Origin of the sequence: Candidatus Microbacterium phytovorans (genome assembly GCA_029202445.1) — a bacterium.
GTDB lineage: Bacteria > Actinomycetota > Actinomycetes > Actinomycetales > Microbacteriaceae > Microbacterium > Microbacterium phytovorans.
The window spans coordinates 1,621,838-1,634,677 of sequence record CP119321.1 but is presented as its reverse complement, the minus strand read 5'-3'; the positions used below and the strand labels follow the sequence as shown (position 1 = coordinate 1,634,677).

The 12,840-nt window shown below is 68.9% G+C and carries 10 protein-coding genes and 1 tRNA gene; 6 read left to right on the top strand and 5 right to left on the bottom strand.

All coding sequences use genetic code 11. The features are described from left to right. Positions 1–9: 9 nt before the first annotated feature. From P0Y48_07805 to P0Y48_07790, 4 genes are all read left to right on the top strand, one after another. Positions 10–1,947 (top strand): DUF2207 domain-containing protein, encoded by a 1,938-nt coding sequence (locus tag P0Y48_07805; GenBank protein WEK12385.1) that lies wholly within the window; start codon positions 10–12, stop codon positions 1,945–1,947. A 20-nt stretch (positions 1,948–1,967) separates the two neighbouring features. Beyond that, a complete protein-coding gene (locus P0Y48_07800) occupies positions 1,968–2,624 on the top strand; it encodes a thymidine kinase (protein ID WEK12384.1) in 657 nt (218 codons plus the stop codon). 210 nt (positions 2,625–2,834) lie between these two features. Next, positions 2,835–3,557, top strand: coding sequence for an FCD domain-containing protein (locus P0Y48_07795; protein WEK12383.1), 723 nt, complete (start codon positions 2,835–2,837; stop codon positions 3,555–3,557). 41 nt (positions 3,558–3,598) lie between these two features. Next, positions 3,599–4,870, top strand: coding sequence for an alpha-hydroxy acid oxidase (locus P0Y48_07790; GenBank protein ID WEK12382.1), 1,272 nt, complete (start codon positions 3,599–3,601; stop codon positions 4,868–4,870). A gap of 6 nt (positions 4,871–4,876) precedes the next feature. Here the strand turns inward: P0Y48_07790 and P0Y48_07785 are convergent, their stop codons facing one another. From P0Y48_07785 to P0Y48_07770, 4 genes are all read right to left on the bottom strand, one after another. Beyond that, the gene (locus P0Y48_07785; GenBank protein ID WEK12381.1) at positions 4,877–5,641 is read right to left on the bottom strand and encodes an HAD-IIB family hydrolase; all 765 of its coding nucleotides are present in this window, start codon (positions 5,639–5,641) and stop codon (positions 4,877–4,879) included. A gap of 77 nt (positions 5,642–5,718) precedes the next feature. Then, positions 5,719–5,792 (bottom strand) — tRNA-Pro (locus P0Y48_07780). 33 nt (positions 5,793–5,825) lie between these two features. Further along, positions 5,826–6,767 carry a metallophosphoesterase gene (locus P0Y48_07775; protein ID WEK12380.1) on the bottom strand — a complete coding sequence of 314 codons (942 nt, stop codon included), beginning with the start codon at positions 6,765–6,767 and terminating at the stop codon, positions 5,826–5,828. 44 nt (positions 6,768–6,811) lie between these two features. Next, the gene (locus P0Y48_07770; GenBank protein ID WEK12379.1) at positions 6,812–9,442 is read right to left on the bottom strand and encodes a transglycosylase domain-containing protein; all 2,631 of its coding nucleotides are present in this window, start codon (positions 9,440–9,442) and stop codon (positions 6,812–6,814) included. 88 nt (positions 9,443–9,530) lie between these two features. On the opposite strand from P0Y48_07770, the gene P0Y48_07765 reads away from it, so the two are divergent. Then, positions 9,531–9,746 (top strand): hypothetical protein, encoded by a 216-nt coding sequence (locus P0Y48_07765; GenBank protein WEK12378.1) that lies wholly within the window; start codon positions 9,531–9,533, stop codon positions 9,744–9,746. Next, the gene (locus tag P0Y48_07760) at positions 9,746–10,213 is read left to right on the top strand and encodes a RidA family protein (protein WEK12377.1); all 468 of its coding nucleotides are present in this window, start codon (positions 9,746–9,748) and stop codon (positions 10,211–10,213) included. The genes P0Y48_07765 and P0Y48_07760 overlap by 1 nt, the downstream gene beginning before the upstream one ends. Before the next feature lie 269 nt (positions 10,214–10,482). Here P0Y48_07760 and acs read toward each other — a convergent pair whose 3' ends face one another. After that, positions 10,483–12,447: an acetate--CoA ligase gene (acs, locus tag P0Y48_07755; GenBank protein ID WEK12376.1), complete on the bottom strand. Its 1,965-nt coding sequence runs from the start codon at positions 12,445–12,447 to the stop codon at positions 10,483–10,485. Positions 12,448–12,840 lie beyond the last annotated feature (393 nt).

Genomic DNA, 12,840 nt, shown 5'->3' with positions numbered 1-12,840 from the left:
CTGGACCGCGTGCCCAGACGACGGATGCCGCGCGCCCTGCTGACCCTCAGCCTCCTCGTCGGAGTGCTCCTTCCGCTCGGAGCGCCGGCCGCCGCGCACGCGGGCGTCGACGACTTCACGTTCGACTCGTTCACGGGCGACTACTACTTGAGTCGCTCGAGCTCCGACGCGGGCGAGCTGTACGTCATCGAGACGCTCGTGGCATCCTTCCCGGACTCCGATCAGAACCGGGGCATCGTTCGGGCACTCCCGCGCGTGCAGTCGGGGATCGATCTCTCGACGCGCGTCGTGAACGTCGTCGGTGCCGACGGCGAAGCCGTGCCGTGGTGGACGGAGTCGGATGACGAGTGGGTCTACGTGCTCACCGGCGACGATGCTTTCGTCCACGGCGATCAGACGTATGTCATCAGCTACACGATGAGCGACGTCGTCGTCCGCTACCCCGACACGGGCGCGGACGAGTTCACGTGGGACACCGTCGGCGTCGATCACGCGCAGCCCTTCGACGATGCGACGGTCACGGTGCACCTGACGGGTGATGTGGCCGCCGACCTGCTCGACGACCGGACCGCGTGCTACCAGGGGCCTGAAGGATCGACCACTCCCTGCGCCCTCTCCGGCCCCGAGACCGATGCCCCGTGGCCGGCCGAAGTGACGTCATGGGCCGGATGGCACGGATCGTCCGCGGCCGGCGCGCAGGCCTTCTCGGTGGCGGCGGGTGCCCTCGGGCCCGACGAGAACGTCACCGTGTCGATGGGGTTCCGCCTCGGCAGCTTCGCGGCAGCCAGCCCGCCCCCGCCGCCGCCCTACCCGTGGTGGCAGTGGATCGTGCCCGCGCTCGCACTACTCGCCGGTGGCCTCGGCATCCCCGTCATGCTCGTCGTCCGAGCGCGGATGCGGCGCAATCCCGACACGACGCCGGTCATCGTCCGCTACGAGCCGCCCGCCGACGAGTCGCTCACCCTCTCCGCGGGCACCCTCGACGTTCCCGCCCGAGCACTCGCCGCGCACACCGTCGACCTCGCCGTGCGCGACAAGGTCGCGCTGCACGCCCACGGGGACCGCGACGATCCGGCCGACTTCACGGTCGAGCTGATCGACCGCGACGGCCTCGACCACGACGACCGCCGCGTCGTCGAGTTGCTCTTCGGGCGCGCGGCCGAGATCGGCGCGACCGCGTCGCTGGCGACGTTCGCCGAGCGCCCGCCCAAGCGTGCGGTGACGTACGTCCGGCGCATCGACGAGTTCACGATCCAGCGCGGATATCGTGCCGCCGCTCCGGGATGGATCGCTTCGCTGCGCACGTGGCTGCAGTTCGGGAGTCTCCTGCTCGGCCTCGTGCTCCTCATCGCGCCGGAGTGGTTCACGGCTGTCGACGACGGCGGGTTCGGGTGGGTGCGCGTGCTCGCTATCGTCCTGTGCGGCGTGACGATGTTCGGAATGCCGTTCGTGCCGCTGCCGCGGTCGGTGCTCACCGTCGCCGGCGGTGAACACGTCCACGAGCTCGACGGCATCCGCACCTACCTGGCGCTCGCCGAGGAGGAGAGGCTCCGTGCCGCCCAGGCGCCGGCGACCGCGGATCTGGTGTCATCGGGTCTGCGCGCCTTCGGCGACGACGCCCCAGGCTCCGTCGTCAACCTCTACGAGAGGCTGCTGCCGTACGCCGTCCTATTCGGGCAGGAGCAGGAGTGGGCGAAGGTGATCCGGGCTCGGCTGCCCGAGGCGGCGGTGTCGCAGGTGGCGCTGCTCGATGCGCTGGGATCGCACGCGCTCGCGGATGCCTCCGCGTCGGTGGGCCGGTTGGCCGCCACGCCGATCTCGTCACCCGGCACGAGCCGGAGTTCGTCGTGGAGTTCATCGAGCAGTGGATGGTCGAGTTCGGGGTCGTCGTCGGGCGGCGGCTTCTCCGGCAGCGGCGGCGGGGGCGGCAGCTTCGGCGGACGCTGACGGCCGAATAGACTCGTCCGGTGGCCAAACTGTACTTCCGCTACGGCGCGATGAACTCCGGGAAGTCGACGGCTCTGCTGCAGGCGGCGTTCAACTACGAGGAGCGCGGTCAGCACGTGCTCCTGGCCAAGCCCGAGATCGACACGAAGGGCGCTGATCGGATTTCGAGCCGGCTCGGTGTCGATCGTCTCGTGGACTTCCTCATCACCCCCGGCGACGATCTCCGCGCCCTCTTCGGCGTGCATCGCGAGCGGGTGCGGGCCGTGGCCGAGCAGGAGGCGCTGATCCCCGAGTCCGCCGCGACAGGAGCGCGTCCCGATGTCGCGTGCCTCATGATCGACGAGGCGCAGTTCCTCACGCCGGCGCAGGTGGACGATCTGCTGCGGATCGTGGTGGAGGACGGCATCCCGGCGTTGGCGTACGGCATCCGCACCGACTTCCAGACCCGCGCGTTCCCGGGGTCGGCTCGCCTCATGGAGCTCGCGCACAGCCTCGAGGAGCTCAAGACCATCTGCCGGTGCGGGCGCAAGGCGCTGTTCAACGCGCGGCTCGTGGGTGGGCGGTTCGTGTTCGACGGCGATCAGGTGGCGATCGACGAGCTCACGGCCGACCGGGTCACCTACGAGTCGATGTGTGCGGAGTGCTATCTGCGCGAATCCGGCGGTCGTCTCAGCTGACGGGCGTCGGTAACTCCTTCGCGACGGGAGTCGGCGCGGCCGGAACCCGCGGGATTCCGGGGGAGCGGTCGCACCTCACGCGCACGGTGGAGGAGTTACTGACATCCGCCTCGTGAACGCGCCGACCGCGGGAACTGTTGTAACGTTTCATTCGGTGGTGGCGCGGCCAGACCACACGAGGTAATGTGGCCAGACCACGGAAGGGACCCGATGACCGACTCCACACCGGCACGCGCCTGGCGCGTCGTGCTCGAGAAGATCGAAGCCGACCTCCTCGAAGGGCGACTCGGGCCTGGCGACCGGCTGCAGCCCGAGCGCGAACTCGCCTCCACGCTCGGCGTCGGGCGGTCGAGTGTGCGTGAAGCGCTGCGAGTACTCGAGGTCATGGGGCTCATCCGCACCGCGACCGGATCCGGACCGACGGCCGGCGCGATCGTCACCGCCACTCCCCACGGCGGGCTCGCCCAGCTGCTGCGCCTCCAGGTCGCCGCGCAGGGTTTCCCCATCCCCGACGTGTACGAGACCCGCCTCCTGCTGGAGGAGTGGGCCGTCGCCCATCTCGCCGCCCAATCCGAAGCCGACCTCGCCCCGGCCCGGGCAACGCTCGAGGCGATGGATGCCGAGGGCCTCACGGCCGAGGAGTTCCTGGCCCTCGACACCCAATTCCACCTGCGCCTCACCGACGCGGCGGGCAACATCGTGGTGGCGGCGACGATGGCGGGTCTTCGCACCACGATCGAGAGCTACATCCGGGCGGGCGCCGAGCGCATCCCGGACTGGGAGTCCACCTCGACCCGTCTCCGTCACGAACACGCCGACGTGCTGCGGGCGATCGAGGACGGCGACGCAGATCGGGCACGCGAACTGCTGCGCGCGCACATCACCGGCTACTACGCCGACGCCGGTCTCCCGGCTCCCGCACACTCCCTCTGACGACACCCACCCCGGCGATCCCGCCACGAGAAGGACGACACATGGTTCAGCGACAGCTGCCGAAGATCCCCGAGCTCCTGGAGCTCATGCAGTTCAAGAAGCCCGAGCTCGACGGCACGAAGCGTCGCCTCGAGTCCGCGCTGACGATCTCCGACCTGCGTACGATCGCGAAGCGTCGCACCCCGAAAGCCGCGTTCGACTACACCGACGGGGCCGCGGAGGGGGAGCTCTCCCTCTCGCGAGCGCGGCAGGCGTTCGAGGACATCGAGTTCCATCCCGACATCCTCCGCCCCGCCGAGCACGTGGACACGTCGGTCGAGATCCTCGGCGGACCGTCCGCTCTGCCGTTCGGGATCGCGCCGACCGGCTTCACCCGGCTCATGCAGACCGAGGGGGAGATCGCCGGTGCCGGCGCTGCGGCGGCCGCCGGCATCCCGTTCACCCTGTCGACTCTCGGCACGACGTCGATCGAGAACGTGCGGGCCGCCAACCCCCACGGACGCAACTGGTTCCAGCTGTACGTCATGCGCGACCGCGAGATCTCCTACGGACTCGTGCGTCGGGCGGCGGATGCCGGATTCGACACGCTCATGTTCACCGTCGATACGCCGATCGCCGGCGCGCGGCTCCGTGACAAGCGCAACGGCTTCTCGATCCCTCCCCAGCTGACCGTGGGGACGATCGTCAACGCGATCCCGCGCCCCTGGTGGTGGATCGATTTCCTCACGACCCCCAAGCTCGAGTTCGCCTCGCTCACGACCACGGGCGGCACGGTGGGCGAACTCCTCAACGCCGCCATGGACCCGACGATCAGCTACGACGATCTCGCCGTCATCCGAGAGATGTGGCCCGGGAAGATCGTGGTGAAGGGCGTGCAGAACGTCGACGATTCGAAGCGCCTCGTCGACCTCGGGGTCGACGGGATCGTGCTGTCCAACCACGGCGGTCGCCAGCTCGACCGCGCGCCCATCCCGTTCCATCTGCTCCCGCAGGTGGTGCGCGAGGTCGGGAAGGATGCCACCGTCATGATCGACACGGGCATCATGAACGGCGCCGACATCGTGGCATCCGTCGCTCTCGGCGCGAAGTTCACGCTCATCGGCCGCGCCTACCTGTACGGCCTCATGGCCGGCGGGCGTCGCGGAGTCGACCGGACGATCGCGATCCTGAGGTCGGAGATCGAGCGCACGATGACGCTCCTGGGGGTGTCGTCGCTGGCCGAACTCGAGCCGCGTCACGTCACCCAGCTGCAGCGGCTCGTTCCCGTCGCAGCGCCCGCCGCGCGCCGGGCACCGACGCGCGTCAAGGCGTAGCGGGGATCAGCGCACCGGAAGGGTCGGCAGGAGCGCTTCGAGGTAGGTGACGGTGTCTTCCCACCCGGTGACCGCGTGGCAGGTCACACCCATCGCGAGCACGGGGTAGTCGTTGCCGTGCTCGTCGAGCCGGTCGCCGACGAAGAGCATGTCGTCGAGAGGGATGCCGGTCTGCTCCGCGAGCTGCCGCATCCCGTAGGCCTTGTCGATGCCGCGGCGTGTGATGTCGACCGATGTCGAACCGCCCGAGCGCACTTCCAGGTCGGGGACGCGGGCGGCGACCGCGTCGCGCAGCGCGTTCTTCTTCGCGCCGTCGGGGTCCCATGCCGTCTTCGCGTCGACGGGGGCCTTCTGGCCGAGCGCCGAGAAGGTGATCTGCGACCCGCGGTCTTCCAGGATGTCGCCCCACGTGTCGGACTCCCACACGCCCAGCCTGCGTGCTTCCTCTTCCACAGCGGTCAGGGCGCGTTGCTTCTCGTCATCGGTGAGCGCGTGGGCGTAGACGGTACGGATGCCGTCACCCTCGATGCGGTAGTACTGCGTGCCGCAGGTGGGCAGCAGGTGGAATCGGCCGAGGGATGCGGCATCCGCCTCGGGAAGGCGGTCGACGACCTGCGCCGTGAACTGCTGCAGCTGTCCGCCGGAGATGATCGCGACGTCGACACGCTCTGCGAGCGCGAGCAGGAGCTCGCCCATGCGGGGGGAGATCGCGCTCTTGGACGGTGCGAGCGTGTCGTCGAGGTCGAAGGCGACGAGGCGGGGCGTGGTCATGGCGCAGACTCCGTATCGGCGGTGGTGCGAGAAAGGCTCCGCCCGTGATCGAAATCAAAGGCGGAGCCCTCGTGCAGTCGGGGTGACAGGATTTGAACCTGCGGCCTCGTCGTCCCGAACGACGCGCGCTACCAAGCTGCGCCACACCCCGTGGCAACCCTCCGAGTCTACCCCGTTCCGGCGCTCACACCGAATCGGCGCGCGACTCGTGTTCCGGGCGACGAGCGACCAGTTGCAGCACGGAGGCCTCGGGGCGGCATCCGAAGCGCACGGGCGCGTAGATGGAGTGTCCGAGCCCGGCGCTGACGTTGAGCGGCACGGTGCGACCCGCGTGATGCCACTCGCTGAGACCGCGCGCCTGATCGAGCGGGATGTCGCAGTTGGCGACGAGAGCGCGCCGCGAGAACGGGATACGAACCTGCCCGCCGTGCGTGTGCCCGGCGATCAGCATGTCGGCGCCGAGCTCCGTGAAACGGTCGAGTACGCGGCGATACGGCGCGTGCGTCACGCCGAGAGTGAGGTCGGCGGCCGCCGGCACCTGCCACCAGCGACCGCGCCGCACGCGATCGAGCGCTGCGGCGCTCGCGTCGAGGTCGTCCCAGTCCCGGTGCGCGTCGTCGACGCCGAATGCGTCGATCACGAAGCCCCGGACGGTGCGTCGCGCCGCAGTGTCGTTCACGTCGGTCCAGCCGAGCTCGTCGGTGAAGAACGCGTCCATCGCGGGGGTGTCCAGGCTCGACGCGCGTGCCTGATGGCCGGACGGGCCGGTGAAGTACAGCAGCGGATTGCGCGCCGAGGGGCCGACCACGTCGTTGGAGCCGTGGACGAAGAAGCCGGGAACACCGCGCAGGGGAGCGAAGGCCGAGCGGATGCCGCGAAGCCCGTCTTCGTGGCCGAAGTTGTCACCCGTGTTGATGACGAGATCCGGCTGTACGGCCTCAGCGGTCGCCGCGATCCATTGCTGCTTGCGCTTCTGCCACGGAGCCATATGGGCGTCGGACAGGTGGAGCACCGTCAGTGAGGGCGCCCCGGGCGGGAGCACGGCGAGCTCATGCCGGCGGACGGTGAACAGGAAGCGCTCGACGCCGACACCCCAGACGGCCGACCCGACGCCGACCGCCCCCACGGTTGCAAGAGCCGTGAGGGCGGTGCGGGTCGCTGCGGAGGCGCTCAGTCGTTGCCCCCGTCGTTGCCGTTCCCATTGCCATTGCCGCCACAGTTGGGGGCCTGGTACAGGATCGTGATCCGGTCGTTGCGACCGACGATCGTGCCCGCCGCCGGGTCGGTGCCGGTGACGACACCCGGCCCCGGAGCGCCGTCGGTCTGCGTGCACTCACGCTCGAGCCGACTGAATCCGGCGGCACGCAACGCGTTCTCCGCGTCGTCGGGGGTGCCGCCCACCGACGGCACGGCGACGCCGCGACCGTTGGAGGGGGTGATCGTCACGGTCGTCCCGCCGGCGACACGGCCGGCGCCGGGGTTCTGTTCGACGATCGTGCCGGCGGCCTCGGTCGCATCGATCTCATCGGCGACGGTGACCGAGAAGCCTTCGGCGCGCAGCGTCGAGGTGGCCTCGTCCACGGTCATGCCGACGACGTTGGGAAGCTCGACCAGCACGCGCTTGGTGAGCTCCTTGTCGGGGCTCGGGAAGGCGTCGCCACCGTACTTCGCGTTGGCCGCGCGCTGCATGTTCGGCCAGATGCTGTTACGGATCCGCGACAGTCGGTAGCCGGCCATGTAGTGGTTGTCGAGGCGCTCTTCACCCTTGACGTTCCCGACCCACACCACGGTGGTGACCTCGGTGCTCGAGCCGTCCATCCACGTGTGCAGGAACTGGTGGATACCGGTCTTGCCGAAGATGGGGGTGCCGTCGTAGGTGCGGGCGCCCGAACCGGTGCCGTCGCCCTGCATGACGCCCTGCAGCGTGTAGGCCGTCGTCGAGGCGACGGCCTCGCTCAGCACGCGCTTGCAGGTGGTCTCGGGGATGGCGTGGTCGGTGCCGTCCGCGTTCACGACGCGATCGATGGCCTTCGACTCGCAGAGGGTGCCGTTCGCGGCGATCGCCGCGTACGCCTGTGCCATGTCGATCGGCGCGACGTCGACCGAGCCGAGCACGTCATAGGGTGCGTTGTCTCCCTCGGCGATCGGCTTGCCGTTGCCGAACGTGACGCCGAGCTTGCCGGCAACCTTGTTCGTGCTGCATACCGAGATACGCTCGGCCATCGCGATGAAGCCCGAGTTGAGCGAGTCCTTCGTGAAGTTGTAGATCGAGCCGTTGTAACCCTGGCTGTTCTCGAAGTTTCCGACCTTGTTGTTGCCGTTGGCATCCTTGCCGGAACCTGTCTGGACCACCTGGGTCTGGCCGTCGCAGCGGTCGACCGTCTTGGGTCCGACGCGTCCGTTGAGGTACTCGTTGACGGAGTGGCCCTGCTGCAGCCAGTTGATGAGGCTGAAGACCTTGTAGGTCGATCCCGCAGCGTGCCCGCCGCCGCCGTCCTTGCTGCGGACGTTGTAGTTGACCGCGGTCGTCTTGCCGTTCTCCTTGGTCGCCGCGGCTTCGTAGTCGCGGTTCTGGACCATCGAGAGGACGCGGCCGGTACCGACTTCGACCTGGATGCCGGAAGCGCCGAGGTTCATGTAGTCGACGCGCGGCTCGACGACGGAGATGGCGGAGTTCGCGGCCTTCTGGAGGTCGTAGTCGAGAGTCGTGTAGACCTTGAGCCCACCGCGGCGGAGGGCGGCGGCACGCTCTTCCTTCGTCTCGCCGAAGGCCTTGTCGTTACGGATGATGTGCGTCACGTAGTCGCAGAAGAACTCCGCGCCCTTGGCCTGCCCGCAGCCGCTCGTGCGCTTCTTGATCTTGGGCTCGATCTTCGAGGCCTTCGCCTCGTCGTACTCGTCCTTGGTGATCTTGCCGTCGGCGAGCATGCGTCCGAGGACGTAGTTGCGTCGGTCGAGGGTGTCGGCGTAGCCGTCTTCCGCACTGTTGCGCGCGTTGCCCGCCTTGTCGGTCCACGAGCCGTCGGGGCGGTCGATCCGGAAGGTGTTCGGCTCCTGCACCATGCCCGCGATGGTGGCGGCCTGAGCGATCGTGAGCTTGTCGGCCGAGGTGCTGAAGTAGTACTGGGCTGCGGCGCCGATGCCGTAGACCGTTCCACCGAACGACGCGATGTTCAGGTAGCCGAGCAGGATGTCGTTCTTCTCGTACTCCTTCTCGAGCTGGATCGCGTAGCGCATCTCCTGGAGCTTGCGCTGGTAGCCTTCCGCGCCCTCGTTGACCGTCGTCTGGAGGAAGCACGCCTGCACTTCTTCGTCGGTCGCCGCGTCGAACTCGCAGTTCTGCTGCAGCACGTTCTTGACGTACTGCTGCGTGATAGTCGAGCCACCGCGGGTGTTGCTGCCCGACGCGTTGCCCGCGAGCGCCTTCAGCGTGCCGAGCAGGTCGACGCCGCCGTGCGAGTAGAAGTTCTTGTCCTCACTGGAGAGGATCGCGTCGTACATGACCGTCGCGACCTGGTCGTACTTCACAGGAATGCGGTTCTGGTCGTAGAACTGGGCCATCAGCACGTTCTTGCCGTCGGCGTTCTTCTTGTAGATGCGCGTCGGGAGCATGAGCGAGGCGGGCTCGAGGTAGCTCGGCATCTTGTCGAACATCGTGATGGCGCTGGATGCCGCATACCCGGACACCGCGATGGCGGGGGTCACGGTCGCGGTGATCAGCACACCGGCCACGGTGCTGAGACCGATGAGGCCGAGAAGGCCTCCGAGCACGCCGGTGGCTGTCCGTTTCGATTGGGGCATAGGCTTGATCGTAAGGGAGATACCTGGGGGAAGCCTCGGTAGGGCCCCGCATGCCGCGCCTATCCGTGACGTCGAACGGGAGCACCGAATGACCACGTGGGAGTACCTCACCACGCCGCTGCTGATCCACAACACCGCTGCGATCCTCAACAACTGGGGCAAGCAGGGGTGGGAGCTCGTCCAGGTGGTGCCGGGGCCCGAGGGCGGACTCGTCGCCTACTTCAAGCGTCCCACCGGCGGCGGAGCGGCCAACGCCGGACTCGGTGCCGCCGCTCAGGCGGCCCAGCAGTTCGAGGGGGCCTGATGAGCATCTCCCAGCGCCTCGCCGAGCTCGGCATCGACCTTCCTCCCGTCGTCCCGCCCGTCGCCGCCTACGTGCCGGCGACCGTCCACGGCGGCCTCGTCTACACCGCCGGGCAGTTGCCCATGGTCTCCGGTGCGCTTCCCGCGACCGGCAAGGTCGGCGACGGCCACGGCCTGGTCCCTCCCGCCGACGCGCAGGCCTATGCCCGCCAGTGCGCGCTGAACGGAATCGCCGCTGCGGCCGCTGTCGCCGGCGGCGTCGACAATCTGGCGCGGGTCGTCAAGGTCACGGGCTTCGTGGCATCCGTGCCCGAGTTCACGGGTCAGCCGCTCGTGGTCAACGGCGCGAGCGAACTGCTCGGCGAGGTGTTCGGCGAGGCAGGCGTCCACGCGCGATCCGCCGTGGGCGTGCCCGTCCTGCCGCTGGACAGCCCCGTCGAGGTCGAGTTCATCTTCGCCCTCGCCTGACGGTCTCTGACGGCCCGCCTATGGCTGCGGCGGCGCCGGCGGCGGCGGCGGACCATGTCCCACTTTGTGCGGCCCATGTCCCACTTTGTGTAGACCATGTCCCAGTTGCGGTCGTTGAGCGGGCCTGAAAGCGACCGAAACGGGGACATGCCGAAGCGACAGACACGGCTGACCGAAACGGGGACATGCCGAAGCGACAGACACGGCTGACCGAAAGTGGGGCATGACCCGACCGAAACCGGGACATGCCCCACCAGGGATGCCGCGGGCTACTTGACCTGCGCCGAGATCACCGACATCACCGCGGTGTCGGCGAGGGTCGTCGTGTCGCCGACCTCGCGCCCCTCGGCCACGTCGCGCAGCAGGCGACGCATGATCTTGCCCGACCTCGTCTTGGGTAGTTCGCCCACGATGTAGACGTCGCGCGGCCGAGCGATCGGTCCGATCTGCTCGCCGACCCACGCGCGGAGCGTTCCCGCCAGGCCCTCGGGGGAGTGCGCGTCGAGGTAGGACTGCTTGATGATCACGAACGCGACGACCGCCTGACCGGTCGTCTCGTCGGACGCTCCCACGACGGCCGCCTCGGCGACGGCCTCGTTGCCGACGAGGGCCGACTCGATCTCCGTCGTCGACAGGCGGTGGCCCGAGACATTCATGACGTCGTCCACTCGACCGAGGAACCAGACGTCTCCGTCGTCGTCCAGCCGTGCGCCGTCGCCCGCGAAGTAGAAGCCCTGCTTCTCGAACTTCTCCCAGTAGGTCTCCCGGAACCGCTCCGGGTCGCCCCAGATGCCCCGCAGCATGCTCGGCCACGGCTCGGTGAGCACCAGCAGCCCGCCGTTGCCGTTGCCGACGTGCTCACCGCTCTCGTCGACCACGTCGACGGAGATGCCCGGCAACGGCACCTGCGCGGAGCCGGGCTTGGTCTCGGTGACGCCGGGCAGTGCCGAGACCATGATCGCTCCGGTCTCGGTCTGCCACCACGTGTCGACGATGGGGGCCGTCTTCCCGCCGATGATCGAGCGGTACCACATCCAGGCCTCGGGGTTGATCGGTTCGCCGACCGATCCGAGCAGTCGCAGTGACGACAGATCGAACTTCTGGGGGATCGCGCGGCCGAGCTTCATGAACGAGCGGATCGCCGTCGGGGCGGTGTAGAGGATCGTGACGCCGTACTTCTCCACGATCTCCCACCAGCGTCCGGGATGCGGGGTGTCCGGCGTGCCCTCGTAGAGCACCTGCGTCGCGCCGTTGGCGAGGGGGCCGTAGGCCACGTAGGAGTGGCCCGTGATCCAGCCGATGTCGGCGGTGCACCAGAAGACGTCGGTCTCGGGGTGCAGGTCGTGGACGACCTTGTTCGTGAAGGCCGCCTGCGTCAGGTAGCCGCCCGAGGTGTGGAGGATGCCCTTCGGCTTACCCGTCGTGCCCGACGTGTAGAGGATGAAGAGAGGGTTCTCCGCGGGGAACGGCTGTGCCTCGTGCTCGGCGGATGCCGCGGGCACCACGTCGTGCCACCACACGTCGCGGTCGGCCTTCCAGGTGACCTCGTTCTCGGTGCGGCGGACCACCAGGACGTGCTCGACACTCTCCTGAGGACCGGCGCCGCGGTCGGACAGCGCCTGATCGACGGCAGGCTTCAGCGGCGACACGCGGCCCTTGCGGTAGCCGCCGTCGGCCGTGATCACGAGTTTCGCGCCGGCGTCGTCGATGCGCGTGCGGAGGCTGTCGGCCGAGAAGCCGCCGAAGATGACGGAGTGGATGGCGCCGACCCGCGCGACGGCGAGCATCGCGGCGATGGCCTCGGGGATCATCGGCATGTAGATCGCCACGCGGTCGCCGTGACCGACGCCGAGGTCGCCCAGCACGTTCGCGAGGCGCTTGACCTCGTCGGTGAGCTCGGCGTACGTGACGCGACGCTCATCGCCCGGTTCCCCCTCCCACAGGAGCGCGACGCGGTCGCCGTGACCGGCTTCGACGTGGCGGTCGAGACAGTTGTACGCGACGTTGAGCTCGCCGTCGGCGAACCATTCGGCGAACGGCGGGTGGGACCAGTCGAGAACCGTCGAGAACGGGGTGTGCCAGTGCAGAGCGCGCGCCTGCTCGGCCCAGAAGGCCTCCCGGTCGGCCGTCGCCTGCGCGTAGAGGTCGGCGGTCGCGACGGCGTTGCGGGCGAACGCCTCGCTCGGTGCGAACCGGCGGTCCTCGTTCAGCAGGTGGTCGATCTGGCTGCTCATGCGCGCTCCCTTGCGGCTCGGGCTCACGGGACGACGTCGTGACTCCGTGACGATTGCGCACAATCTATCCGCGGTGCGCACCGTCGACTACCGCCGATAGTGGGTGGCACGCGGATGGTGATATATCGGCCGCCACGCGCTCCGGGTGTTTGGCCGGCTTACGGCCTCCGCGTATGCTCGGAGCCGGCCGAACTCAGATTCTGGCGTGACGGCGTGCCCGCAATCCCCCGTAGCGGACGCCGTCCCGGGCGGCATCCTTCCCCCCAAAGGATGCCGCCCCTCTCCATGTCCGGAGAGCTTTCGCGCTCGGGGTCTCCTCCCCAAGTCCTGGCGCAGACGCGTCCTCCACGGGGGGCTCCACGGGTCCGTGCGCGAGGCTCTCCCCGCCCTACC